The 26,191-nt window shown below is 53.8% G+C and carries 25 protein-coding genes; 21 read left to right on the top strand and 4 right to left on the bottom strand.

What is annotated here, in order from left to right; translation table 11 throughout:
• Positions 1 to 18: 18 nt before the first annotated feature.
• Positions 19 to 297: a YfcL family protein gene (locus tag GW579_RS07490; protein WP_152324408.1), complete on the top strand. Its 279-nt coding sequence runs from the start codon at positions 19 to 21 to the stop codon at positions 295 to 297.
• A gap of 74 nt (positions 298 to 371) precedes the next feature.
• On the opposite strand, the gene mnmC is transcribed toward GW579_RS07490, so the two are convergent.
• Positions 372 to 2,402 (bottom strand): bifunctional tRNA (5-methylaminomethyl-2-thiouridine)(34)-methyltransferase MnmC2/FAD-dependent 5-carboxymethylaminomethyl-2-thiouridine(34) oxidoreductase MnmC1, encoded by a 2,031-nt coding sequence (mnmC, locus tag GW579_RS07485; RefSeq protein ID WP_165058330.1) that lies wholly within the window; start codon positions 2,400 to 2,402, stop codon positions 372 to 374.
• A gap of 169 nt (positions 2,403 to 2,571) precedes the next feature.
• Between mnmC and fabB the strand changes: the two genes are divergently transcribed.
• From fabB to GW579_RS07465, 4 genes are all read left to right on the top strand, one after another.
• Positions 2,572 to 3,792: a beta-ketoacyl-ACP synthase I gene (gene fabB, locus GW579_RS07480; RefSeq protein ID WP_101076146.1), complete on the top strand. Its 1,221-nt coding sequence runs from the start codon at positions 2,572 to 2,574 to the stop codon at positions 3,790 to 3,792.
• 131 nt (positions 3,793 to 3,923) lie between these two features.
• Positions 3,924 to 4,397 carry a DUF2946 domain-containing protein gene (locus GW579_RS07475; protein WP_165058328.1) on the top strand — a complete coding sequence of 158 codons (474 nt, stop codon included), beginning with the start codon at positions 3,924 to 3,926 and terminating at the stop codon, positions 4,395 to 4,397.
• A gap of 89 nt (positions 4,398 to 4,486) precedes the next feature.
• Positions 4,487 to 5,965, top strand: coding sequence for a PepSY-associated TM helix domain-containing protein (locus GW579_RS07470; protein WP_152324405.1), 1,479 nt, complete (start codon positions 4,487 to 4,489; stop codon positions 5,963 to 5,965).
• Between the two features lie 164 nt (positions 5,966 to 6,129).
• Entirely contained in the window at positions 6,130 to 7,254 is a 1,125-nt protein-coding gene (locus GW579_RS07465; RefSeq protein WP_165058326.1) for an SLC13 family permease, read from the top strand.
• Here GW579_RS07465 and pdxR read toward each other — a convergent pair.
• Complete coding sequence (pdxR, locus tag GW579_RS07460; protein WP_235937321.1) at positions 7,247 to 8,722, bottom strand: MocR-like pyridoxine biosynthesis transcription factor PdxR; 1,476 nt, start codon at positions 8,720 to 8,722, stop codon at positions 7,247 to 7,249. The genes GW579_RS07465 and pdxR overlap by 8 nt on opposite strands.
• 100 nt (positions 8,723 to 8,822) lie before the next feature.
• Here pdxR and GW579_RS07455 point away from each other — a divergent pair, with 100 nt between their 5' ends.
• A complete protein-coding gene (locus GW579_RS07455; RefSeq protein WP_152324402.1) occupies positions 8,823 to 9,278 on the top strand; it encodes a rhodanese-like domain-containing protein in 456 nt (151 codons plus the stop codon).
• Positions 9,279 to 9,286: 8 nt separating this feature from the next.
• Here the strand turns inward: GW579_RS07455 and flk are convergent, their stop codons facing one another.
• Together flk and GW579_RS07445 are read right to left on the bottom strand one after the other, a co-directional pair.
• Positions 9,287 to 10,336 (bottom strand): flagella biosynthesis regulator Flk, encoded by a 1,050-nt coding sequence (gene flk, locus GW579_RS07450; protein WP_165058323.1) that lies wholly within the window; start codon positions 10,334 to 10,336, stop codon positions 9,287 to 9,289.
• A 231-nt stretch (positions 10,337 to 10,567) separates the two neighbouring features.
• Complete coding sequence (locus tag GW579_RS07445) at positions 10,568 to 11,473, bottom strand: DMT family transporter (RefSeq protein ID WP_165058321.1); 906 nt, start codon at positions 11,471 to 11,473, stop codon at positions 10,568 to 10,570.
• Between the two features lie 128 nt (positions 11,474 to 11,601).
• Here GW579_RS07445 and GW579_RS07440 point away from each other — a divergent pair, with 128 nt between their 5' ends.
• From GW579_RS07440 to hisP, 15 genes are all read left to right on the top strand, one after another.
• A complete protein-coding gene (locus GW579_RS07440; protein ID WP_165058319.1) occupies positions 11,602 to 12,408 on the top strand; it encodes an AraC family transcriptional regulator in 807 nt (268 codons plus the stop codon).
• 89 nt (positions 12,409 to 12,497) lie between these two features.
• Positions 12,498 to 13,625, top strand: coding sequence for a 4-phosphoerythronate dehydrogenase PdxB (pdxB, locus tag GW579_RS07435; RefSeq protein ID WP_152324398.1), 1,128 nt, complete (start codon positions 12,498 to 12,500; stop codon positions 13,623 to 13,625).
• A gap of 117 nt (positions 13,626 to 13,742) precedes the next feature.
• A complete protein-coding gene (locus GW579_RS07430; protein ID WP_165058317.1) occupies positions 13,743 to 14,753 on the top strand; it encodes an aspartate-semialdehyde dehydrogenase in 1,011 nt (336 codons plus the stop codon).
• A 2-nt stretch (positions 14,754 to 14,755) separates the two neighbouring features.
• Positions 14,756 to 15,586, top strand: a complete 831-nt coding sequence (truA, locus tag GW579_RS07425) for a tRNA pseudouridine(38-40) synthase TruA (RefSeq protein ID WP_165058315.1) — start codon at positions 14,756 to 14,758, stop codon at positions 15,584 to 15,586.
• A gap of 59 nt (positions 15,587 to 15,645) precedes the next feature.
• On the top strand, positions 15,646 to 16,314 hold the full coding sequence (locus GW579_RS07420) for a DedA family protein (protein ID WP_152324395.1): 669 nt from the start codon (positions 15,646 to 15,648) through the stop codon (positions 16,312 to 16,314).
• Between the two features lie 262 nt (positions 16,315 to 16,576).
• A complete protein-coding gene (gene accD, locus GW579_RS07415) occupies positions 16,577 to 17,494 on the top strand; it encodes an acetyl-CoA carboxylase, carboxyltransferase subunit beta (protein ID WP_152324394.1) in 918 nt (305 codons plus the stop codon).
• A 171-nt stretch (positions 17,495 to 17,665) separates the two neighbouring features.
• Positions 17,666 to 18,952 (top strand): bifunctional tetrahydrofolate synthase/dihydrofolate synthase, encoded by a 1,287-nt coding sequence (folC, locus tag GW579_RS07410; protein ID WP_165058314.1) that lies wholly within the window; start codon positions 17,666 to 17,668, stop codon positions 18,950 to 18,952.
• Positions 18,942 to 19,748: a cell division protein DedD gene (gene dedD / locus GW579_RS07405; RefSeq protein ID WP_152324392.1), complete on the top strand. Its 807-nt coding sequence runs from the start codon at positions 18,942 to 18,944 to the stop codon at positions 19,746 to 19,748. The genes folC and dedD overlap by 11 nt, the downstream gene beginning before the upstream one ends.
• Positions 19,749 to 20,019: 271 nt before the next feature.
• A complete protein-coding gene (gene cvpA, locus GW579_RS07400; RefSeq protein ID WP_104921249.1) occupies positions 20,020 to 20,511 on the top strand; it encodes a colicin V production protein in 492 nt (163 codons plus the stop codon).
• 30 nt (positions 20,512 to 20,541) lie between these two features.
• The gene (purF, locus tag GW579_RS07395) at positions 20,542 to 22,059 is read left to right on the top strand and encodes an amidophosphoribosyltransferase (protein ID WP_152324391.1); all 1,518 of its coding nucleotides are present in this window, start codon (positions 20,542 to 20,544) and stop codon (positions 22,057 to 22,059) included.
• 129 nt (positions 22,060 to 22,188) lie between these two features.
• Positions 22,189 to 22,761, top strand: a complete 573-nt coding sequence (locus GW579_RS07390) for a UbiX family flavin prenyltransferase (RefSeq protein WP_152324390.1) — start codon at positions 22,189 to 22,191, stop codon at positions 22,759 to 22,761.
• 322 nt (positions 22,762 to 23,083) lie between these two features.
• On the top strand, positions 23,084 to 23,866 hold the full coding sequence (gene argT, locus GW579_RS07385; RefSeq protein WP_101076128.1) for a lysine/arginine/ornithine ABC transporter substrate-binding protein ArgT: 783 nt from the start codon (positions 23,084 to 23,086) through the stop codon (positions 23,864 to 23,866).
• Between the two features lie 105 nt (positions 23,867 to 23,971).
• Positions 23,972 to 24,658: a histidine ABC transporter permease HisQ gene (locus GW579_RS07380; RefSeq protein ID WP_152324389.1), complete on the top strand. Its 687-nt coding sequence runs from the start codon at positions 23,972 to 23,974 to the stop codon at positions 24,656 to 24,658.
• The gene (locus GW579_RS07375; protein ID WP_152324388.1) at positions 24,655 to 25,371 is read left to right on the top strand and encodes an ABC transporter permease; all 717 of its coding nucleotides are present in this window, start codon (positions 24,655 to 24,657) and stop codon (positions 25,369 to 25,371) included. Before GW579_RS07380 ends, GW579_RS07375 begins: the two co-directional genes overlap by 4 nt.
• A gap of 29 nt (positions 25,372 to 25,400) precedes the next feature.
• Positions 25,401 to 26,174, top strand: coding sequence for a histidine ABC transporter ATP-binding protein HisP (gene hisP, locus GW579_RS07370; RefSeq protein WP_152324387.1), 774 nt, complete (start codon positions 25,401 to 25,403; stop codon positions 26,172 to 26,174).
• Positions 26,175 to 26,191 lie beyond the last annotated feature (17 nt).

Raw genomic sequence — 26,191 nt, 5'->3', positions numbered from 1 at the left:
AATACGAGAGGAAGAGTGATGATCGCAGAATTTGAAACGCGGATTTTAACGCTGATCGACGACATGGTCGAAAGCGCCAGCGACGATGAATTATTTGCCAGTGGCTATCTGCGAGGCCATCTGACCGTCGCGGTTGCCGAGGCGGAAGAGAATGGCGAACATACCGCCGAAGCGCTGAAAATTCGTGTTCAGGATGGGCTGGATAAAGCCATTAAAGCCGGAGAACTTTCGCCGCGCGATCAGCTTCTCGTGCAGGGGATGTGGGAAAATCTCTATCAGGCTTCCCTGCCAAACTAATCTTCTTTTCAGTAAAAATAAGCGCAGTAGCGGATTAACCGGCTGCGCTTTTTTATTGCCTGAGAAAGAGCAAATTATTGCGATTCGACCGGACGGCCTTTCAGCAATTTTCTGACCCACATACGGTTTGGATTGAGAGCTGCCAGCGTTTCGCTGTCCAGAGGTATGGGCTCACCGGCGATTTGCGCGGCCAGAATTTCTGCTCCAAGCGGCGCGGAACTCAGTCCGCGTGAGCCGAGCGCGCCAAACAGGAACAGATTTTCGTATACCGGTGCAGGCGCAACCGGACGGTTGCGCTTAACATCCAGATCGAGCTTTTGATAGCTTTCCAGCAGCGCGTCGTAATCAGATACGGAACCAATCATCGGCAGGTGATCGCGTGTTGCACAGCGTACGCCGTTGCGGGCTTCACCTTCACGGACATCCACGTCATGCGGCCATTGCTGTTGTGGCAGACAGTTAATCAGGCGCTGACGGTTTTCCTGCTGATCGTCTTCGCGGTAATCCGTACATTTATCGGCGCGATGATAGCTGGCACCGATGCAATGATGCTGGTTCTGCGGGCTGACTGGCGTCATATAACCGTCGTAACACAGCACCTGCTTCAGCTTGCTCAGCGCCGGTGTGGTCGGAATATGTGAAACCTGACCGCTGACCGCGTAAACCGGGAGTTTTTCACTCTGGGTGAAATCAGTGATATCCGCGCCGTTTGCCAGCACCACGGCCTGATGACGGGTTTCATGTCCGTCAGCAAACTTCAGCGTCCAGTTTTCGTTTGCATCGCGGCTTAACGCCTTGACCCGCTGACGATAATGCACCGCTAATCCCTGCGTTTGCGCCAGTGCGAGCAGCGAGGCGGTCAGCTCCGCCGGACACAACCATGCACCGAGCGGATACGTGATGCCGCCGCTGCCGCACGGTAATCCGCACAACGCTTCTACATTTTTTTCGCTCAGCCCCTTTGCCAGTTCTTCCGGCCAGCCACCTTTGAGTATGCCGTCAATTTTGCCCTGACTTTTTTCGTCATAACCGAGCTGCGTCACGCCGCTCCAGCCGTGGTCGAAAGGCACATCCTGCTTTTCCAGCTGCGCATACTGACGGCGGGCGAAGGTGAAGGCGTGCGCAAAGAAATTTTCCAGTGTGTCGCCACGGCCATTGAGCAGCGGATAAACAGCGCCCTGACGGTTACCGGATGCGCCAAGCGCCGGTTTTTCATCGGCGCAGTACAGCGTTACGGCATAACCACGACGCAAAAGCGCCAGCGAAAGTACGGCGCTGGCGACGCCGCCGCCAAGAATCGCAAATTCAGTGGCATTTTTAGCGGGCGGGCGGAAATACCACGGCGCAGAATGAGGAATATCAATTCCTGCAGGCAGAACGCCGGATAACATATGCCGCTTTTCACCGAATCCGGGCACTTTTGCGATGTCGAAACCGGCGTCCTGCAATCCGCGGCGTACAAAACCGGCGACGGTGAAAGTGGCGAACGTTCCCTGCGGGCGGGTCATTTTGGCCATCGAACGGAAAAGTTCTTCCGTCCACATGTCCGGATTCTTTGATGGCGCAAATCCGTCCAGGAACCAGGCATCGACCTGCTGATTCATACTGGTGTCACATGCGGGCAGCAGGGTAGTCACATCGCCGAACCACAGGTCGAGGGTGATACGTCCGTCCGCCAGCAGAAGGCGATGGCAGCCGGAAAAAGCCATCGGCCATTGTTCGCAAAGTTGTGCTGAATACGCGGCGAGTTCCGGCCATTGCCTATGCGCTGTCGCCAGATCACGGGCAGACAGCGGGAATTTCTCGTAGCTGATGAAATGCAGGCGTTGCAGGGTGGCGTCGGGATGTTCCTCGCCAAAAGCGTCGAAGGCCTGCCACAGTGACAGAAAGTTCAGGCCAGTGCCAAAACCAGTTTCGGCAATGATGCAAAGCGGGCGAGGATGGGCGGAAAAACGCGCCGGAAAATGGTTGCCGTTGAGAAAAACATGACGTGTTTCCAGCAGGCCGCTCTGATTGGAAAAATAGACGTCATCAAAATGTCGGGAAACAGGTGTACCCTGTTCGTTCCAGCTTAATTCAGCGGGCGTGATCGGGCTGTGGCTCACGTGAAACTCTCTCAGTTCAAGGCGATGCCGGAGTTTAACGCTGCGTTTGACCTCGCGCAAATTTACCGCGATTTACACAAGGAATTGCTGATCGGACTTGTTCGGCGTACAACTGTACGCTAGAGTGCGTGACGAAATCCCAAATGGTGAATAGTACAAGAGGTATTAAATGAAACGTGCAGTGATTACTGGCCTGGGTATCATCTCGAGCATCGGTAACAACAAGCAGGAAGTTCTTGCATCTCTGCAGGAAGGTCGCTCTGGGATCACCTTCTCGCAAGAGCTGAAAGATGCCGGGATGCGTAGTCACGTCTGGGGTGATGTCAAATTAGACACCGCAGGCCTTATCGATCGTAAGATTGTGCGTTTCATGAGTGATGCCTCGATCTACGCTTACCTGTCCATGCAACAGGCGATTGAAGACTCCGGTCTGACGCCTGAAATGGTCTCCAACGAACGTACCGGCCTGATTGCAGGTTCCGGCGGCGGTTCTCCACGCAACCAGGTTGCGGGTTCTGACGGCATGCGTGCCAAAGGCCTGCGCGGCGTTGGCCCTTACATGGTGACCAAAGCGATGGCTTCCGGCGTTTCTGCCTGCCTGGCAACTCCGTTCAAAATTCGTGGCGTTAACTATTCCATCAGCTCTGCCTGTGCAACCTCTGCTCACTGCATCGGTAACGCGGTAGAAATGATTCAGCTCGGCAAACAGGACGTTGTCTTTGCCGGTGGCGGTGAAGAACTGTGCTGGGAAATGGCGTGTGAGTTTGACGCGATGGGCGCATTGTCCACCAGCTACAACGAAACCCCTGAAAAAGCTTCCCGTACCTACGACAAAGCGCGTGACGGTTTCGTCATTGCAGGCGGCGGCGGTATGGTCGTGGTTGAAGAGCTGGAACACGCTCTGGCACGTGGCGCACACATTTACGCAGAAATCGTTGGCTACGGCGCAACGTCTGACGGCGCAGACATGGTAGCTCCATCTGGCGAAGGCGCAGTGCGTTGCATGAAAATGGCAATGAACGGCGTGGATACCCCAATCGATTACGTTAACGTTCACGGGACTTCTACCCCTGTCGGCGACGTGAAAGAACTGGGTGCAATCCGTGAAGTGTTCGGTTCCAAAACTCCGGCACTGTCTTCCACTAAAGCCATGACAGGTCACTCTCTGGGTGCCGCGGGCGTGCAGGAAGCTATCTACACCTTGCTGATGGCTGAACACGGTTTCATCGCGCCAAGCATCAACATCGAAAACCTCGATGAGCAGGCAGAAGGCATGGACATCATCACTAAACCGACTCAGCGCGAGCTGACGACTGTGATGTCCAACAGCTTCGGCTTCGGTGGCACCAACGCCACTCTGGTGATGCGTAAGCTGAAAAACGACAAATAATTCCTGTCGTTAAGCTAAAAATAAAGCCTGCTTTCGAGCGGGCTTTTTTACGTCCGTTGTTTATCCCTTCTGTTATATTTCAACAATTCAGGTACAATTTCGCCGCTTATTATTTTCACCTTGTTGACATAATGCTCTCACTCCAACGCCTTCATCACCGACATCGGCACTTCCCAGCCTGGCTGGGTATTGTGGCGATTTTGATGTTGTTTATCGCACCGGTGGTTTCTAAATCACGGGTGGCTGAGGGTGCGCAGCACATGATGATGCCCGGAATGGTGATGTCCGATATGGACATGCCTGACGGGGAAATGGCTGATATGGGGTGGTCAGACACCGAAACATCAGGTGAACATTGCCATCCGCAAGCCTGTAAAACGGCGCAACATGACACCGTGAAAGGGCTGATTTCCGGCGACATGAGCGATGCTGCCTGCGGTTATTGTGTGCTGCTGGCGCATTTACCGCTGCTCGGTTTGCAGGCCATGCCGATGCTCTGGTCGCTGGAGCTTTCCAGCCGTGCGCCTCCGCGTTCTCTCAAACAACGTTATGTACCTTCGCTGTTCTTTACCGATTCACAAGCCCGCGCTCCGCCTGTTTTCTGAATCTTCCCTTTTTAAGCCATTTCTTTTCAGGTTAACGACGATTTTTCGGCGTTAGCGATGTGCTATTTGAAATTCAGGAAATCAGATTTATGAACCAGCCTGCAAACCTGCGTGCAAACGCAGGGGAAAAACTGTCTGCGCAAACCGCGTTTCTCGCCCTGTTGCGGCGTCTGCATTTTTATATAGGCCTCTTTGTCGGGCCGTTTATTTTCGTCGCTGCGCTGACCGGCACGCTGTATGTGCTGACGCCGCAGCTCGAAAATTACCTGTACTCGGACGCGCTATTCACCGATTCACAGGGCGCATCACAGCCGCTTTCACGTCAGATCGCGTCGGCGACAAAAGTGGCAGGGGTAAATCCAAAAATTTATGCCGTCAGACCTGCGCCGGAACGCGGAGATACCACGCGGGTGATGTTTTCTGATCCGCAACTGGGCGCATCCAAAAGCCGGGCAATATTCATCGACCCGGTGACGCTGGCGGTAAAAGGCGACATGACAGTTTACGGAACCAGCGGGATTCTGCCATTCCGCACCTGGCTGGATGATTTACATCGCGGGCTGTTACTGGGCGATATTGGCCGCGTGTACAGTGAACTGGCCGCCTCATGGTTATGGGTAGCCGCGCTGGGCGGTGTCGCGCTCTGGTTCACCGGACGCCGAAAACTCCGTACGTCACGCAAACTGAGCGAAAAAATTGAAAAGCAGCAGCGCAGCCGCCACTGGCACAGCACGCTGGGCGTGATTCTGCTGGCAGGACTGTTGTTCTTTTCGGCAACGGGGCTGACGTGGTCGCAGTGGGCAGGGGACAATATTGGTGTCTTGCGTGCCTATATGGGCTGGATGACACCGGCGGTCAAAACCAGTTTATCTCCTGAGTCAGTGGCTGCTCCTGCAAATGAACATGCAGAGCATCATGCGCATATGGATGAGATGCCGGATATGCCTGGCATGAATATGTCAGGAGACAAGATGCCCGCCTTACCGGCTGCCGTGGCGGTTTTCGCACTCACTTTCGATGGCGTTGTTAAGGCGGCAAGGGCGTCAGGTATTGAGGCGCACCGGATAGAAATCCGCCCGGCTTATACTGCCGATAAAGCGTGGACGGTGACGGAAGTTGACCGCAGCTGGCCGACACAGGTTGATGCGGTTTCGGTCGATCCGGTTTCATTACAGATTACCGACCACGTGCGTTTTGCGGACTTCCCTCTGCTGGCGAAACTCACGCGTTGGGGCGTTGATGCTCACATGGGCATCCTGTTTGGCATCTGGAATCAGGTCATTCTGGTTGCTTTTGGCACCGGGCTTTGCACGATGATTGCCTGGGGATACCGGTTGTGGTGGCTGCGCCGTCAGGGCGACGTCGGCAGCAGCAGCCCGGCCATCACCTTGTTGCAAACCTGGAAACGGGTGCCTTTTGCCTTGCAATGCCCGATAGCGCTGGTCACTCTGGGTTTAGCAATTTCCTTGCCGGTCATGGGCGGCAGCCTGCTGATATTCCTGCTGATTGATATCGTGCGCTGGCAGCATCAGAAAAAGGCGCTGAAAACGGCTTCAGCCCTGAGCTGAATTCGGGCTTTTTAAGCTGAATTCTCTTCCGGCGCTGCAATATTTGCAGCGCCGGTTTTTTATTTGCGCGATGCCTCGGGGAAATCATTTTTGGAGTGGCAGCGATTAATTTCTTCGGGTAACGTCAGCGCATCGGATAACCGGCTTTTTAATTAAGAAGAACCATGCTTATAACGGCTTTCAGCACAGTTTTTAAACCCTTTCTACGCGACAGATTCTTGCATCTTCTGGTGTTGCTGGGCGTCGCCCTGATGCTGTTCCAGACTGAGAAAATCATGCAGTTTCCGCTGTTCGTGGACTGGGACACCATCATCACCTTGCTCGGCCTGCTGATGCTGACCAAAGGCGTGGAAGTCAGCGGCTACTTTGATTTTGTTGGCCGCAAGATGATCAATGCCATCGACAATGAACGCCGGCTGGCACTGTTTCTGGTGATGGCGGCGGCGGTGCTTTCCACGTTTATGACCAACGATGTGGCACTGTTTATCGTGATTCCGCTGACGATTACGTTGAAAAAACTGACGTCACTGCCGGTTACGCGGCTGATTATCTTTGAAGCGCTGGCGGTGAATGCCGGATCCTTACTCACGCCGATTGGCAATCCGCAAAATATCCTTTTATGGAATAAATCCGGCCAGTCATTCCTGCATTTTATCGGGCAAATGGCTCCGCTGGCGCTGGTAACGCTGGTTGCATTGCTGATTGTCACCGGCTTTTGTTTCCCGTCGCGCAGCCTTAAAAAAACGGCGAACAATCAGGGCTATCCGTTTCAGAAACGCCTTTTAGCCAGCTGCGGCGTGCTGTATGTCGTGTTTATTGCCTGCGTGGATCTGGGGCTGGCGCTGTACGGATTGCTGGCGGTGATTTTGTGTTTTCTGCTGCTGGCGCGAAAAGTCCTGCTGCGGATCGACTGGCCGCTGATCCTGGTGTTTATCGTGATGTTTATCGATGTACGCCTGATTGTCGGATTAGACGTTTTACAGCCGGTCTTCGCGCGAATTAACGGGCTGCCGGATTACGGACACTATCTGCTGAGCATCGGTTTATCTCAGGTGATCAGCAACGTTCCGGCGACAATCCTGATGATCAACTACCTGCCTTCCGGCCCGTTACTCGCTTACGCTGTGAACGCCGGTGGCTTTGGTCTGGCGATGGGATCGCTGGCTAATCTGATTGCGCTGCGCATGGCGAATGACCGAAAGATCTGGCTGAAATTTCACTTTTACTCTTTCCCGTTTCTGCTCTTCAGCGGTCTTACCGGCTGGTTCCTGCTTCCGTTAGTCAGCTGATCGCGCCGGTATCGAGAGCCGCCAGCCGGTTAACGGCGAAGGTGATTTCAGCGGGCGTAAGGGCAGAAAAGCCCAGAAGCCAGCCATCACGATGCAGCGCATACGGTTCGCTCTGATTGAGAAACAGCGGTGAAAGCCGCGGTGTTTCAACCCCCGCTTTTGCGGCCAGTGCGCTGAGTCGCTGCTCTTGTCCTGCGGGCAAATGCGCCGCAAGCTGTAAGCCTCCGGCTGCAACCTGCGGGGTCAGCCAGTCAATTTTTTGCCGGATTTGCTCCAGCAGATGATCGCGGCGGCTGTGATAAAGCTGACGGGAAAGACGCAGGTGCGAGGCGAAATGGCCGCTTTGCATAAATTCAGCCGTCACCGCCTGCATGAGCTGTGAAGAATGGCCGTCACTGACGGTGCGCAGCGTCACCATCGGTGCGACAAGTGACGGAGGCAGCACGATATAAGCCAGACGCAGCGACGGGAATAAAACCTTCGAGAAGGTGCCCAGATAAATAACCTGCTGATGCTTATCCAGCCCCTGCATGGCCGGAAGCGGGCGTCCGTCGTAATGCAGTTCGCTGTCGTAATCATCCTCGATGATCCAGCTTTCGTGACGTCTGGCGTAATCCAGCAAATGCAGGCGTCGGGGCAGACTCAGGCTCACGCCCGTGGGGTAATGGTGAGAAGGCGTGAGATAGATCAGGCGCGGCGAAGGAGAGTCGGCAGCAGGATTGATGCCCTGTTCATCCACCGGTATTGCACAAAGTCGCGCGCCGGCGCTGGTAAACGCATTACGCGCTCCCGGATAACCGGGTTCCTCAAGCCAGACCGTATCGTTGGGATCAATCAGCAACATCGACAGCAGTTGCAGCGCCTGCTGGGAACTGGTGGTGATCATGATGTGATCAGCGGAACACAGCACACCGCGTGACTGTTGCAGATAACCGGCAATCGCCTGGCGAAGGGGCGAATATCCCTGCGGATCGCCATAACCCAGCAAACGTTCGCCGTGCGTGCGCAGCTGTTTAGCGGTGATTTGCTTCCAGACTTTCAGGGGAAACGCGCGTAAATCCGGGGAGCCCGCTGCAAAAGCCTTGGGGAACAGCGGGTCGTTGCAGCCGCCGGTTGCCACAATATTCCGGCCACGTGCTGAAAGCGTGGAAAGTTTCGCTGGTGCGCTGCCGTTCGCACGCGGTGCGGAAGGGCGGGGAAGCGACTGGCTGACGAACGTGCCTTTTCCGGTCTGGCGCTGCAAATACCCTTCGGCCTCAATCTGCGCATAGGCTGCTTCCACTGTAATGCGTGAGAGTTTTAAATCGGCAGCCAGCATTCGGGAAGAAGGAAGCCGCTGCCCGACAGCCAGCGCACCGGTATTAATGGCCTGCCGCAGAACCGTGCAAAGCCGGTCGCGCAGACCGGGCATTTCGCCGGCGTTTTCAAAAAGAGTAATCAGTGCTGACGGTTGAGGCAGGATAGTCATAATGGGTCTTATTGATGGACGTAAATTGGTATTAATCATAAGGCCAAAACCAGAGATGATGGACCTGTTTTCAACACAGTAAATTGCAGAGGAAAATTTTATGTCACAGACGTCTTATGTTCTGGCTTACGAACCGCCTTCTCCCGAAGTCAGCGCGGCCTATTTACAGTCAAAACTGAGCTTTTATACCGATGCCGCGGATGTGGCAGCCGATTTACAAAATGGCGTGACCGGCATTGTGGTTATTGATACCCGTTCTGCTGAACATTATGCGCGCGGTCATGTGCCCGGTGCGGTCAGTTTTCCGCATAAAAATATGACGGCAGAAAGCACCCTCGGCCTAAATAAAGACGTCGTGTATGTGACGTATTGCGACGGGATTGGCTGTAACGGTTCTACGCAGGGCGCGTACAAACTGGCGAAGCTAGGGTTTCGCGTGAAAGAAATGATCGGCGGGCTGGATTTCTGGACTCGTGACCGGCATCCGGTCGAGAAGGGCGAAGCGCGCGGAGTTTATCCGGCGGACTCCGCCCCTGAAGATTGCGGCTGTGCGTGAGCAGCGTCTTAAAAGACCGCCCACAGTAGCAATACGACGACCACAAAAGCGATAAACACTAACGGTTTGCCGCCGAGCGCTTGCATGGAAGGCGGCAACATGGCCACGAAAGGATTCATGATCGGCTGCGGATCGGTACGTGAGACGGTGGTAAAGCTGTCATCGATGTCTTCCGCGTGCGGGGAGCGGTCAACGCGCTGGCTGAACAATACGCCAATCAGGTCACTGACCTGAACCGGCGTCAGCGGCGTGGATAACGTCGCGCTGAAACGGTTTTCGACATACTCGGTGAGCTGACGTATTTCATGCGTGCTGGCCGGTTGTTTCAGTACGCTCAGCAGTGTTGTCAGCGTCGGCGCAGTGGTTTGCTGGCTGAGTGACGCTTTTACCTGCATGAACTGGCTTAACAGCTGAAAATGCTTAGCCGGGATCGAATCGCCGACTTTTACGCCCACCAGATTGAATAGTTCCTGCCAGACTTTGACCGGCGCTTCACCGGTAGCCGCGCTCAGACGTGTGACCAGTTGTTGCAGGCTGTTATGTTCCGCAGGTAGCAGTGGGCGATCGGTGACCGGCGTCTGCTGAGGTTGTGGAATATTCATCTGGCGTGTCTGGATCAGATCCAGCACTTGCTGAAGCTGCGGATGCGTCAGCTGGCTCAGAACAGTATGACCAAAGTTCTGGCGAATAAAATCACTGACGGCCTGACGATTATTGCCCTGCGGCAACAGCTCGGTCAGCTGCAACATCAGCTGGCGGGTCGCGTGGCTGTCCTGCGCCTGAGTCAGTTTCCCCTGCAACAACGTCTGCGCCTGAGGAAATTGTGATGAGGTGATTTCCGCACCATGAGGCAGCGAAAGATCGTGGCGCAGGTTGGCCCAGATCTCAGCAGATTTTATGGGAGTCAGCGCCATCAGTTTCACAATCAGCTTTTCCAGCGTGGTGCGCTGTGCCGGTGTGAGCGGTAATTCGCCTCCCGGTTTAACCGGAACGGTCTGACCCTGGGGCTGTGTTCTGTTGTCGCCAACCGGCATGCCCGGGCCGCTCAAAGGTTGCATATCACCGTCCTTCGCTGGAAATTTAAACGTCGCTTGATGAGTAAGCGCGGTGCAAAGCGCAGAAGCGCCTCATCATACCTGCAAAGTGTTTTAACCGACACCGTGAATAGCAGCCCAGTGAACATTCATGAGGATATTGTTTCTGAAAACGGCGGGTAAAAACATCTTACTGTACGCAAAAGCGTAAAAGGGGAAGGTGCCATCCCCCTGAACGGGGGATGGCAGTGAGGTTTAACGCGTTTCTTTGTGCCGTTCGCCGGATGTGCGGCCAAACAAAGGCTTACGCAGACGCTGTGCAAGGATAACCCCGACCAGCGTGATGCCGCCGCCGATCAGATGGTAGCTTTGCAGGTGTTCATGCAGGAACAACACCGCAATTATTGCTGTGAAAATGGGTGACAGGTTCATGAAAATAGAGGCTTTGTTCGCGCCGAGGCGGATAACGCCCTGTATCCACAAAAAAGGCGCAATGATTGACGCGGGGATCCCCGCGAAAACCACCAGCGGAATATTGTGTATGGTCAGGCTGACATCTTTCGCCATCAGGAAGTTAGGCAGCAACAGTAAGACGCCGAAAATTATCTGCACATACAACGACTGCCAGTTCGGCAGCGGGATCGCCCATCGTTTGGTCAGGACGCCATACAGCGCGTAGGACGCCGATGCGGCAAACATCATCAGCTCACCGGTGCCGATACCGTGTTGCAGCAACTGCGCCGGATCCCCCGCACTGACCAGCCAGATTAATCCGCTGAGAGAAACAATGCTGCCCACGGCCACACCGACCGTCGGTACCACGCTCAACATAAACAAGCTAATCAGAACGGTCAGCAGCGGGATCAGGGAGTTAAGGATCCCCATAAACAGGGCGCTGACGCTGTGCGCGGCGTAATACGCCAGGCTCTGATAAAGCACCATTCCGAGCAGGCCAAGGATCAGCAGTTTCCACCAGTATTGTCTGACGGCTTGCAGGTTACGCAGAACGCCGGGCAGGACAAAAGGCGTTAGCGTCACCAGCGCCAGAAGCCAGCGGTAGAAAGAGATAGCAGCCGGGTCTATCGTACCTGAGGCTGCCTTGCTGACGACCGCATTCAGTGACCAGATCAGCACGGCCAGCAGCGGAAAAAGTACATTCATTGGAAATTGTCTCTGAGTAAATCGTAACGCAAGTGTACGATTGTCTTATTTGTTAGAGATAACGATAATCAGACAACTGTTCACGCAATTAAGACAATTGCAGTATCGCTCACAGACAATAGGGTTTTATGCCAACTCCACGTGCTTCATCTCAACATTCGTCGTCTCCCCGCTATTATCCGCCGTTGCCGGAAAAAGTGCCGGTGACACTGTTGTTTCGCGGCGAGATTGTTGAAGGGAATTCCGAGTATGTTCAGCATTCACATCCGTGGAGCCAGATTATCTGCGTGAAGTCCGGCGTTCTGGCGATGCTGGTCGGGGGGAAGCGCTATCTGGCACCACGCGAGTTTGCGATCTGGGTGCCCGCCGGCGTGGAGCATTCCAGTTATAACCGCAAAACGACGCGATTTTGTGCGATTGATATCGCTCCGGCGCTGAATCAAGATCTGCCTTCCACGCCGTGTTTGCTGACGCCGACGGCCATTTTCAATGCGATTGCTGATGACTGCTTTTCGCGCAATATGTCGGAGCCGGTCACCGAAGCGGACCTGCGCATGTGTCGCGTGCTGCTGGATCAAATCAGTCAGGCACCGCGTCAGAATACCTATCTGCCCACTTCCGAAGATAAATTGCTCTCGCCGGTGCTGAGTGCGCTGGAAAAAAATCCGGCGGATAATACGCCGCTGGCCCAATGGGCGACGCAGGTTTATACCACCGAACGGACGCTTTCGCGCCGCTGCCAGCAGGAGTTAGGCATGGGATTTGCGCAGTGGCGTCAGCGGTTGCGCTTTCTGCATGCCATCTCGTTGTTAGAGCAGGGTAAAACCGTACATGAGATTGCGCTGGATGTAGGATATAGCTCGGCGTCGGCGTTTATTGCCATGTTCCAGCACATTTCCGGCACCACGCCACAACGTTTTCGTAACGACAGGTAAACCCGGTTGGGATCTCATTTCATATCGTGGCAAAATCAGTGTCCTCTTTATTTTCTATTCTTTCTTAGGCCTTGCTGCCGGAGACAAACGTGAAAATCCTGGTTGATGAAAATATGCCGTATGCCGTCGAGCTTTTTAGCCGGCTGGGGAACGTGCAGGCCGTGCCTGGCCGCCCAATTCCACAAGATGCGCTCAATGATGCTGACGCGCTGATGGTGCGGTCCGTGACGAAAGTGAACGAAAGTTTGCTGGCGGGAAAACCGGTGAAATTTGTAGGTACCGCAACAGCGGGTACCGATCACGTTGATGACGCATGGCTTGCCACGCAGGGTATTGGCTTCTCGGCGGCGCCGGGTTGCAATGCGATTGCGGTAGTGGAATATGTCTTTTCTTCGCTCCTGATCCTTGCGCAGCGCGATGGTTTTCAGCTGCGCGACAAAACGGTCGGGATCATAGGCGTCGGTAATGTGGGTTCGCGCCTGAACGCCCGTCTGGAAGCGCTGGGTGTCCGTACGCTGCTTTGCGATCCGCCGCGCGCCGATCGTGGCGATGCCGGTGAATTCTGGCCGCTGGAAAAACTGGTCGCCGAAGCCGATATTCTGACGTTCCATACTCCGCTGAACATGTCAGGCCCTTATGCCACGCATCATCTGGTCGACGCGGATTTACTGGCGCGTCTGCCGGGTGACCGTATTCTGATTAACGCCTGCCGTGGTGAAGTTGTCGACAACGCCGCGCTGCTTGAAGCACTTAACGGCAGCAAAAAACTGACCGCCGTGCTGGATGTCTGGGAACCGGAACCTGATTTATCGCTGGCGCTGCTGGATAAAGTCGCCATCGGGACGGCGCACATTGCCGGTTACAGTCTGGAAGGCAAAGCACGTGGCACCACGCAGGTTTTCGAAGCGTTCAGCCAGTTCATCGGACAACCGCAAACCGTGCCGCTGGAATCCTTACTTCCTGCTCCGGAATTTGCCGAAGTGATGCTCAGTGGCGCGCTCAGCGAAGCCAAACTGCTGCGGCTCATCCACTTAGTGTATGATGTGCGCCGCGATGACCGGCCTTTGCGCCGTGTGGCCGGGAAACCGGGCGAATTCGATAAGCTGCGTAAGTTCTACGAAGAACGTCGTGAGTGGTCATCTTTGCGGGTGATTTGCGACGATGCGGCAACTGCTGATGTGCTGAAAAAACTGGGCTTTAACAGCGTTACGGGCTAAGCCTTAACGCGCCCTTAAGCTTTTTAGCCTACAGTGACGCGATAACCATTTGAAAGCAGGGCGGTGATTATTCATCGCCCCTTGTATTTTGTACTTTTATTTCTGGAGAATACCAACATGTCTGATGGCTGGAATATTGCGCTGCTTGGCGCGACGGGTGCAGTCGGTGATGCGTTACTGGAATTATTGGCTGATCGTCAGTTCCCGGTTGGTGAGCTCTTCCCGCTGGCCAGCGACCGCAGTGCGGGTCAGACCGTGCGCTTTAATGGCAAAAGCCTGCGCGTGCAGCTGGCATCCGGGTTTGACTGGTCCCAGGTTCAGCTGGCGTTCTTTGTTGCCGGTACCGAAGCCTCGACGTTGTATGCCGAAGAAGCCGCCAATCAGGGGTGTCTGGTGATTGACAGCAGCGGTCTGTTCTCACTCGAAAACGATATTCCGCTGGTGGTGCCGGGCGTGAACCCGGACGCGCTGTCCCATTATCGTAACCGTAATATCGTGGCGGTTGCTGACAGCCTGACCAGCCAGCTTCTGACGGCGATCAAGCCGCTGACCGAACAGGCCGGTCTTGCCCGCCTGCACGTCACTTCTCTGCTCTCTGTTTCCGCGCTGGGTAAAGCCGCCGTGGACGATCTGGCCGGGCAAAGCGCCCGTCTGCTCAACGGCATCCCTGCAGAAGAAGGTATTTTCACTAAGCAGCTGGCGTTTAACCTGTTGCCGCTGGTGAGTGACGAAGAGGGCAGCGTTCTTCAGGAACGTCGTCTGGTCGATCAGGTTCGCAAAGTTCTGCAAAATGACGGTCTGCCAATTTCCGTCAGCTGTGTGCAGTCACCGGTATTTTACGGCCATGCGCAGGTTGTGCATCTTGAAGGTTTGCGTCCGCTGTCTGCGGAAGAGGCGCGTACTGAACTCGAACGTATCGATGATATCAGCCTCAGCGAAGAAGATGATTTCCCGACACAGGTCAGCGACGCTTCCGGTAACGCGAATCTGAGCATCGGTTGTATCCGCAATGACTACGGCGTGCCTGAATTACTGCAATTCTGGTCAGTGGCTGACAACGTGCGTTTCGGCGGTGCCCTGATGGCGGTTGAGACCGCAGAAAAACTGATTAACGAATACTGGTACTGATAATGTCCGATGATGTAATTGCTGACGTCGCGGCTCCGGTTGTTGCGGGTCGCGTAGCGTTAGGCATTGAGTACAACGGCAGTGAATATTATGGCTGGCAGAGACAGCAGGGCGCGGCGAGCGTCCAGGAATGTCTGGAAAAAGCCCTGAGCCGCGTGGCGGATGCGTCAATTGTGGTGCTCTGCGCCGGGCGTACCGACGCGGGTGTCAGTGCCACCGGGCAGGTGGTGCATTTCGATACGCCGGTTTTGCGCAAAGATGCCGCATGGACGATGGGCGTCAATACCCATCTGCCGAAAGATATTGCCGTGCGCTGGTGTGCCAGTGTTCCTGAAGATTTTCATGCACGCTTCAGCGCCACGGCACGCCGTTATCGCTACGTAATTTACAATAATCGCTACCGTTCGGCGATTTTGCATACCGGTGTGACGCACGTCCACATGCCGCTTGATGTGGAAAAAATGCAACTCGCCGGGCAGGCATTGCTCGGGGAAAACGATTTTACGTCGTTCCGTGCGTCCCAGTGCCAGTCGCGCACGCCCTGGCGTTATGTGATGCATCTGAATGTCAGCCGCCACGGTAATTATGTGGTGGTCGATATCAAGGCGAACGCCTTTGTACATCATATGGTGAGAAATATTGTTGGCAGCCTGGTCGAAATCGGTGCAGGAAATCAGCCGGTAGGCTGGATGGCAGAATTGCTGGCAGCGAAAGATCGCAATCTGGCTGCGGCGACCGGAAAACCGGAAGGGTTGTATCTGGTATCTGTTGATTACCCTGAGAAATTTGCATTACCTCAGGTCAGTATGGGCCCCTTGTTCCTGGAAGATTAGGGAACAGTACACGTGATTTTTACGCCACGTTTTTAAGAATACATGGGACGGTAAATCAAATGAGTTTTATCCACTTTATTATTGATTTTATTCTTCATATTGATGTGCATTTAGCGGAGCTGGTTGCGCAGTATGGCATCTGGGTTTACGGGATTTTGTTCCTGATCCTGTTTTGTGAAACGGGTCTGGTGGTGACGCCGTTTTTACCGGGCGACTCGCTGCTGTTTGTGGCTGGCGCGCTGGCGGCATTGCCGGGTAATGACATTAACGTACATGTGATGGTGTTGCTGATGGCAATTGCGGCGATCCTCGGCGATGCGGTGAACTACACTATCGGACGGGTGTTTGGTGAGCGGCTGTTCAGCAATCCGGATTCGAAAATTTTCCGTCGCAGTTATTTAGACAAAACGCACAAGTTTTACGAGAAACATGGCGGCAAAACGATTATTCTTGCGCGCTTCGTGCCAATCGTCCGGACTTTTGCGCCGTTTGTAGCGGGTATGGGGCATATGTCCTACCGACACTTTGCGGCCTATAACGTGATTGGTGCGCTGATTTGGGTGCTGCTGTTTACCTACGCGGGCTACCTGTTTGGCGATCTGCCAATTGTTCAGGAAAATCTGAAATTACTGATTGTTGCCATCATCGTGGTTTCTATTCTGCCGGGCGTGGTAGAAGTCTGGCGGCACAAACGCGCAGCGGCGAAAGAAAAGCGTCAGCAGGATTAATCTGCGGCGATTTTTTGCGCAAGCGCTTTAAAATTTAAGACATTAAACCAGAGGGTGGACCAGTTTTTTATCCACAGTGTCTGGCCGTTATGGTTTAATGAGCGACAATTTATGGTCTGTTCCTGCGAACAACCCTTCTGCAATGCGGTGTGTGAGGTTTTTTGACACTCCGTGCGCAGGCGTATTTGGGTAGGTTTCAGGGGACTTGTTACAGCATGAACAGCGGACTGGCTTCGGCCGGGTTCAAACAGAAAGGTTATCGATGAGCTGGATTGAACGAATTCTTAGTAAGAGCACTGACTCGCAAACCCGTAAGGCAAGTATTCCTGAGGGCGTCTGGACTAAATGTGACAGCTGCGGGCAGGTTCTTTACCGCGCCGAGCTTGAGCGCAACCTCATGGTTTGCCCTAAGTGTGACCACCATATGCGTCTTACCGCGCGTATGCGTCTGTCCACTTTCATGGACGAGGGTAGTGAGGTTGAATTAGGCAGCGAGCTTGAGCCTAAAGATGTTCTGAAGTTTAAAGATTCCAAAAAATACAAAGATCGTCTGGTTGCTGCACAGAAAGAAACCAACGAAAAAGACGCCCTGATCGTCATGAAAGGCACGCTGTTCGGTATGCCAATCGTGGTAGCTTCTTTTGAATTTGCCTTCATGGGCGGTTCAATGGCGTCGGTGGTGGGGGCTCGCTTTGTGCGTGCCGTTGAACAGGCGATGGAAGATAACTGCCCGCTGGTATGCTTCTCTGCCAGTGGCGGTGCGCGCATGCAGGAAGCGCTGATGTCGCTGATGCAGATGGCGAAAACCAGCGCCGCATTGGCGAAATTGCAGGAACGCGGTCTGCCGTACATTTCTGTACTGACTGATCCGACCATGGGTGGCGTTTCTGCCAGCCTGGCAATGCTGGGTGACATCAACGTCGCTGAGCCGAAAGCGCTGATCGGTTTCGCCGGTCCACGTGTTATCGAGCAAACAGTTCGTGAAAAGCTGCCGCCGGGCTTCCAGCGCAGTGAATTCCTGATTGAGAAAGGCGCGATTGATATGATCGTGCGTCGTCCGGACATGCGCGCCAAACTCGGCAGCGTTCTGGCGAAACTGACCGGGCACCCGGAGCCGAATGTGGTTGACGTCCATGTTCCTGTCAACGGTTCTGCCGCTGACCATCATCAGGATGCCTGATCGGACGAGGTAAAAGCCGGTCAGTTTTCGGGCGGTAACCTGTTTTATGCCGCCCGGCACCTCCTGGCTGTGCTTTTACTCTTCGTCAGTTCTGACAAAGAGGGCATTGCCTGCTATCACAGTCTGGTGATGTAGTGTCGAAGTGAACCTAACTCAGGTTGAACGGGACTCATGCAAAATCAACTTATCCCTCAAGCCACGTCGCCTTTGGCCACGTGGCTTTATTATCTTGAAAACCTCCATTCTCAGGCTATCGAGCTTGGCCTTGACCGGGTCAAAGCGGTGGCGACAAAACTTGATTTGCTGACACCTGCGCCGCGCGTCTTTACCGTCGCAGGAACCAACGGCAAAGGCACTACCTGTGCGACGCTGGAAGCCATTCTGATGGCCGCGGGTTACCGTGTGGGCGTTTACAGTTCCCCGCACCTTGTCCGCTATACCGAGCGCGTCCGTATTCAGGGCGCAGAGTTGCCTGAGTCTGCGCACTGCGCCTCTTTTGCGCTGCTGGAAGCCGGGCGGGGCGATATTTCCCTGACCTATTTCGAGTACGGCACGCTGTCGGCGTTACAGCTGTTCAAACAGGCGAAGCTGGATATTGTTATCCTCGAAGTCGGGCTGGGCGGGCGTCTGGATGCGACCAATATCGTTGATGCGGACGTATCGGTCGTCACCAGCATCGCGCTGGATCATACTGACTGGCTCGGCTCAGATCGCGAGAGCATTGGCCGCGAGAAAGCCGGTATTTTCCGTTCAGGCAAACCAGCCGTAGTCGGTGAGCCGGATATGCCGCTATCTATTGCCAATGTGGCAAAAGAGAAACATGCAGATTTATACCGCCGGGGTGAGAGCTGGAATTTCGCGGCAAACGCCGGAAACTGGCGCTGGGCGGCTTTGCAGGATGGCGAAGAAGTCACCATACTGGACGGATTGCCGCTGCCGAATGTTCCGCTGCCGAATGCCGCGACGGCACTGGCCGCGTTGCATTATTCAGCGCTGGATATTCCTGAAGAGGCGTTACGCAGCGGCTTACAGCGTGCTGCGCTGCCGGGGCGTTTCCAGACGGTCAGTGAATCGCCACGCCTGATCCTTGACGTCGCGCACAACCCGCACGCCGCGGCTTATCTGGCCGGACGCCTGGCTGAACAGCCGCGCCATGGAGGGAAAGTGCGTGCGGTGGTGGGAATGTTGAAAGACAAAGATATTGCCGGTACGCTGGCTTGTCTTTCGCCTCAGGTGGATGAATGGTATTGCGCACCGCTGGAAGGGTCACGTGGCGCCAGCGTTGAAGAACTGGCCTCGCACCTGCATCAGGCGCGCCGGTTTGATGATGTGGAGTCTGCCTGGAGACAGGCTATGCAGGAGGCGGCTCCTCAGGATATTGTGGTTGTCTGCGGTTCGTTCCACACCGTAGCTCACGTAATGGATGCTATCGACACGGGGAAAACCAGTGGCAAGTAAGTTTCAAAATCGTCTGGTCGGGACGGTCATTCTGGTGGCGCTGGGCGTTATCATTTTGCCCGGTTTACTCGACGGCAAAAAAAAGCATTATGAAGACGAATTTGCGTCTATTCCATTGGTGCCAAAACCGGGTGATGTTGAGGAACAGGATTCTGTACCGCCTGTCACGCAGTCATTGCCCGCTCAGCCGCCGGAAGGCGCAAATCAGGCTATGAACGGTGCGCAGGACATCGACAGTGCGGCAACAAATACCAATGCCGCAAATCATGGCAACGTAGCGCCGGGGAATACGACGGTCGAAGCACCGCCGGTCACGACGCTGCCTGAGCAGAGGAAACCGGTGCAAACGGCGCCAGCAAAACCTGTTCAGCAGAAGCCAAAAACGATTGAACCTAAACCGCTGGCGGAAGCCAAACCGGTGGTGAAACCAAAACCGGTCGAACAGCCGAAGCCGGTCGAGCAACCGAAGGTCGTCGCTGAACAGCCGAAACCGGTTGAACAACCGAAAGCCGTGGAACAGCCTAAGCCTGCGCCGGAAGAAAAAGCGCCGGCGGGTCAGTCTTATGTTGTGCAGCTCGGCGCATTGAAAAATGCGGCGAAAGCGACCGAGATTGTTGCGACTCTGCGGCTTTCCGGGTTCCGTGCTTATTCTGTTCCGGCGACGCCGGTGCAGGGACAAATCACGCGGCTTTATGTGGGCCCGGATGCGTCAAAACAAAAACTGGAAGCTTCACTTCCTCAGCTGCAACAGCTCAGCGGGTTAGGCGGACAAGTGCGTGCTTATTCGGCGCACTAATCTTGCGGTTCCCCGTGAGAGCGGGGAAGCCGGAAGGCACTAAAAACACAAAAAATACCAGGGAGGGCACAAGCGATTTGTGCCCTTTTTCTATAAGATCGCCGGGTTGGGATTTTATAGGTTTATGCTGCGGTTGAGGTTTTTTTAATCGCTATTATTAATTTGTCTGACCGGCTGATTTCCGCTACGCAAACGTTTTCTTTTTCTGTTAGAATTCGCAGCGATTTGGATGCCGGGGTAGACGCGACTGGATTAGACACTGGAATTGTTAATGGTCTGGATTGATTACGTCATCATTGCGGTTATCGGATTTTCTGCTTTAGTCAGTTTAATCCGTGGCTTTGTACGCGAGGCTTTATCACTGGTTACCTGGGCTTGCGCCTTCTTTGTAGCCAGTCATTATTACCCGTATCTCGCCATCTACTTCACGCGTTTCGAAGATGAGTTAGTTCGAAACGGGATCGCAATTGCCATCTTGTTCATCGCGACGTTGATCGTAGGTGCAATTGTCAACTATGTGATCAGTTCACTGGTTGAAAAAACCGGGTTGTCCGGCACTGACAGGGTGTTAGGTGTGTGCTTCGGCGCACTGCGCGGCGTACTTATCGTCTCCGCGATGCTGTTCTTCCTGGATACCTTCACCAGTTTTTCGCAAAGTGACGACTGGAAACAATCCCAGTTGATCCCACAGTTCAGTTATATCATCAGGTGGTTCTTTGACTACCTGCAGAGCACGTCGAGTTTCTTGCCAAAACATATTTAGTTCTGGCAGCGCTGAAGAGGAAAAGACAACATGTGCGGTATTGTCGGTATCGCCGGTTTCATGCCGGTAAACCAGTCGATTTATGACGCGTTAACGGTGCTACAACACCGTGGGCAGGATGCTGCTGGCATCACCACCATCGATGCCAATAACAATTTCCGTTTACGGAAAGCCAATGGCCTGGTGAAAGATGTTTTTGAAGCCCGCCATATGCAACGCTTACAAGGCAACATGGGTATCGGCCATGTTCGCTATCCAACGGCTGGCAGTTCCAGTGCCTCAGAAGCTCAACCTTTCTACGTCAACTCTCCGTTCGGCATCACACTCGCCCACAACGGTAACCTGACCAATGCTCACGAATTGAGAAGCAACCTGTTCGAAGGCCAGCGCCGTCATGTGAACACGACTTCCGATTCTGAAATCTTGCTCAATATCCTGGCGAGTGAACTGGACCGTTTCCAGCATTACCCGCTGGAAGCCGACAACATTTTCGCCGCTGTAGCTGCCGTGAACCTGAAAATTCGTGGTGCTTATGCCTGCGTGGCGATGATCATCGGCCATGGTATGCTGGCGTTCCGCGACCCGCACGGTATCCGTCCGCTGGTTATCGGTAAACGTACGCTGGAAGATGGCCGCAACGAGTATATGGTCGCATCTGAAAGCGTAGCGCTTGATACGCTGGGCTTCGAGTTCCTGCGTGACGTCGCGCCGGGCGAAGCGGTGTACATCACCGAGAAAGGCCAGCTGTTTACCCGCATGTGTGCTGAGAATCCTCAGTACAATCCGTGCCTGTTCGAGTATGTGTATTTCGCGCGTCCGGACTCCTTCATCGACAAAATTTCCGTCTACAGCGCCCGTGTCCGTATGGGTGAAAAGCTGGGCGCAAAAATTGCCCGTGAATGGGAAGATCTGGATATCGATGTGGTCATTCCGATCCCGGAAACCTCCTGCGATATCGCGCTGGAAATCGCGCGTATTCTGGATAAACCGTACCGTCAGGGTTTTGTGAAAAACCGCTATGTAGGCCGTACCTTTATCATGCCGGGCCAGCAGGAACGCCGTAAATCTGTACGTCGTAAACTGAACGCTAACCGCGCTGAGTTCCGTGATAAAAACGTGCTGCTGGTCGATGACTCCATCGTGCGCGGCACCACCTCTCAGCAAATTGTTGAGATGGCGCGTGAAGCCGGTGCACGACGTGTTTATCTGGCCTCTGCGGCGCCGGAAATTCGTTTCCCGAACGTTTACGGCATCGATATGCCAAGCGCAAATGAACTGATTGCCCATGGTCGCGAAGTCAGCGAAATCAACCAGATCATTGGTGCCGATGCGTTAATCTTCCAGGACCTGAGCGACCTTATCGCCGCAGTGAAAGAAGACAATACCGACATCGAGAAATTCGAATGTTCCGTGTTCGACGGTGTATACGTCACCAAAGACGTTGACCAGAACTATCTGGAATACCTCGAAGCGCTGCGCAACGACGACGCTCAGGCGTTGCGTGGTCAGCAGGAAGCGGAAAACCTTGAGATGCACAACGAAGGCTGATTAGCCGGTTGCTGACATCCGCTTAAACGCGCTCCTCCGGTGAACTCCGGGCGGGCGCGTTTTTTTATGTCTGAATTTATGTCAGTATTGGCGGCATCAGGTCCGGTAACATTTTCTAAGGCAGTGTTCATGAAACGACTTATTGTCGGTATTTCCGGCGCCAGCGGCGCAATTTATGGTGTCAGGCTTTTGCAGGTTTTGCAGAGCGTACCGGATATTGAAACCCATCTGGTGATGAGCAATGCCGCCCGCCAGACGCTGACGCTGGAAACGGATCTGACACTGCGCGATGTTCAGGCGCTGGCCGACGTCGTGCATGATTCCCGCGATATCGCCGCCAGTATCTCCTCCGGCTCATTTAAAACCACGGGCATGGTGATTTTGCCTTGTTCGGTCAAAACCCTTTCCGGCATTGTGAACAGTTATACCGACGGTTTACTGACGCGCGCGGCGGATGTTGTGCTCAAGGAAAGGCGACGCCTTGTACTTTGCGTGCGTGAAACCCCGCTGCATCTGGGGCATTTACGGCTGATGACGCAGGCAGCCGAGCTGGGCGCGATTATTATGCCGCCGGTTCCGGCGTTTTATCACCGGCCGGCAACCGTGGAAGATATTATCGATCAGACCGTCAACCGGGTGATCGACCAGTTTGATATCGAGCTTCCGCAAGACTTATTTGTTCGATGGCAGGGCAGTCACTAAACTTTCTCACCGCGTTACGCACCTCTTTTGCGCAACACCGTTACATTGCACCAACAATGATCACAATTTGATTCATTAAGGTGCAGTGTTCACGGGCGCTTCAGCTATTCTTCCTTCAGACCTTTGAAAACTTTCATTATCCCGATGCTTTTTTGAACGGTTTTCGTTCTTCATGAGATGAAAATCACCTTACGGAGAAACGGCACGGAACGTGCATGAGAAAACCTGGCAAAAAGCCATTTGCGCCGTTCAGCAAACTATAAAAAGACGTTCATTCACGCACACACAACCACAACAGATGAATAATCACTGAGGCTAATGTATGAAAAAGTTGTTCAAGGTTCTTCCGCTGGTTCTGGTCTTAGCCAGTGCAGGTAGTGCATTTGCTGCCGCGCCTAAAGCAATTAATATCGGTACTGATCCGACTTACGCCCCATTTGAATCAAAAGACTCCAGCGGCAAGCTGGTAGGTTTTGATATCGACCTGGCTAACGAGATGTGTAAACGCGCAGCCATCAAATGTACTTACGTTGAAAGTGACTTTGATGCGCTGATCCCTTCTCTGAAAGCGAAGAAAATTGATGCGATTATCTCTTCCCTGTCGATCACTGAAAAACGTCAGCAGGAAATTGATTTCACGGAAAAACTGTACGCGGCTAACGCCCGTCTGATCGCGCCAAAAGGTTCTAAAATTCTGCCAACGCTGGACGCGCTGAAAGGCAAAAACGTCGGTGTTCTGCAAGGTTCTACTCAGGAAGCCTATGCCAACGCAATGTGGCAGCCAAAAGGCATCAACGTGGTGGCTTACCAGAACCAGGATCTGATCTACGCTGATCTGGCCTCAGGTCGTCTGGATGTGGCTTTCCAGGATGAAGTGGCAGGCAGCGAAGGCTTCCTGAAACAGGCTGCCGGTAAAGATTACGCGTTCGCGGGTCCTTCCGTGAAAGACGATAAATTCTTCGGTGTGGGCACAGGCATGGGTCTGCGTAAGAACGAAACCGATTTGCAGGCTGCGCTAAACAAAGCATTCGACAGCATGCGTAAAGACGGCACTTACGACAAACTGGCCAAAAAATACTTCGATTTTGACGTTTACGGCGGCTGATTTGCGCTGTGAGATGTGCCAAAGGGAGCGGTTCGCCGCTCCCTGCGGTTCTGACGCAGGGTTAGCGTAACCTGTGCCGGGATCCACTGAAGACAGGACAAATACATGCTGTATGGGTATTCCCAGGTAATTATCCAGGGCACATTGGTGACACTGGAGCTGGCGATTTCGTCAGTGATTTTAGCGTTGGTGATCGGGCTTATTGGGGCTGGCGGGAAACTGTCAAAAAGCCGGGTTATTTCGGGTATTTTTGGTTGTTACACCACGCTTATTCGCGGCGTCCCTGACCTGGTTTTAATGTTGCTTATTTTCTACGGATTGCAGATTGCGCTTAACAGCCTGACTGAATCCTTAGGTTTTTCTCAGATTGATATCGATCCTATGAGCGCGGGTATTATTACCCTGGGTTTTATTTACGGCGCTTATTTTACCGAGACGTTCCGCGGTGCTTTTATGGCGGTTCCCCGCGGTCAGATTGAAGCCGCGACGGCGTTTGGTTTCAGCGGCTCGCAGATTTTTCGTCGTATTTTATTCCCGGCCATGATGCGTTTTGCGCTGCCCGGCATTGCCAACAACTGGCAGGTTATATTGAAAGCCACCGCGCTGGTGTCCCTGCTTGGCCTGAATGACGTGGTGAAAGCGACGCAGCTGGCAGGCAAAGGCACGTATCAGCCTTTCTACTTCGCGATTGTCGCGGGTGTGGTTTATCTGATTTTCACCACGCTGTCGAACGGCGTGCTGGTCTGGCTTGATCGCCGTTATTCGCTGGGTGTGAAGAGGGCAGACCTATGATCGAAATTTTACAACAATACGGCATGTCCTTGCTGTACAGCGACGGTTACCGTTTTACCGGACTGGCGATCACGCTGTGGCTGTTAATAAGCTCGGTCGTGATGGGCGGATTACTGGCGGTGCCGATGGCGGTTGGCCGCGTTTCCTCCAACAAATTCCTGCGCTATCCAATCTGGCTTTATACCTACGTTTTTCGCGGTACACCGCTTTACGTGCAGCTGCTGGTGTTTTACTCCGGCATGTACAGCCTGGAAATTGTGCGTGGCACAGACTTCCTCAATGCTTTCTTCCGCAGCGGGCTGAACTGTACGATTTTGGCGCTGACGCTCAATACCTGCGCGTACACCACCGAGATTTTTGCCGGCGCGATCCGCTCCGTTCCGCACGGTGAAATTGAAGCGGCTAATGCGTACGGTTTCTCACGCTTTAAACTGTATACCTGCATTATTTTGCCGTCGGCTCTGCGCACCGCGCTGCCTGCGTACAGTAACGAAGTGATTCTGATGCTGCATTCCACCGCGCTGGCCTTTACCGCCACGGTGCCGGATGTGCTGAAAATCGCCCGTGATATTAACTCCGCGACCTATCAGCCTTTTTACGCATTCGGGATTGCGGCGGTGATTTATCTTTGTGTTTCTTTTGTCCTGATTGGTCTGTTCCGCAAGGCGGAAAAACGCTGGCTGGCGCACGTGAAGCCTCAGTCAAGCCACTGATAAAAATAACCATTGCGGATATAAATATTATGCCAGAAAACAAATTAGCGGTTCTCGACTTACACAAACGCTACGGTGACCACGAAGTGCTGAAAGGCGTGTCTTTGTCTGCGAATGCGGGCGATGTCATCAGCATTATCGGTTCGTCCGGTTCCGGAAAAAGTACCTTTTTGCGCTGCATTAACTTCCTGGAAAAACCGAGCGAAGGTTCGATCAGCGTCAATAATCAGGATATCCGTATGGTGCGCGACACCGACGGGCAACTGAAAGTTTTCGACAAAAAACAGCTGCAACTGCTGCGCACTAAACTGACGATGGTCTTCCAGCATTTCAATTTGTGGAGCCACATGACGGTGCTGGAAAACGTGATGGAAGCGCCGGTTCAGGTGCTGGGATTAAGCAAAGCCGAAGCGCGCGAACGTGCGGTGAAATACCTCGATAAAGTGGGCATAGATGCCCGTGCGCAGGGGAAATATCCGGTAAACTTGTCAGGCGGACAGCAACAGCGCGTGTCTATCGCGCGTGCACTGGCGATGGAACCGGAAGTGCTGCTGTTCGATGAACCGACGTCAGCACTTGACCCTGAACTGGTAGGCGAAGTCTTGCGCATCATGCAAAAACTGGCGGAAGAGGGGAAAACCATGGTGGTGGTCACACACGAAATGGAATTTGCCCGTCACGTTTCCAGCCATGTGATTTTCCTGCATCAGGGCGTTATCGAAGAGCAGGGTGATCCTGATGAAGTCTTTGGCAACCCGAAAAGTGCCCGTCTGCAACAGTTCCTTTCAGGTGCATTGAAGTGATATCCGTGCTCCTTCCC

It is taken from the genome of Rahnella contaminans (assembly GCF_011065485.1).
Classification (GTDB): domain Bacteria; phylum Pseudomonadota; class Gammaproteobacteria; order Enterobacterales; family Enterobacteriaceae; genus Rahnella; species Rahnella contaminans.
This window is presented reverse-complemented; position numbering and strand designations above follow the sequence as displayed.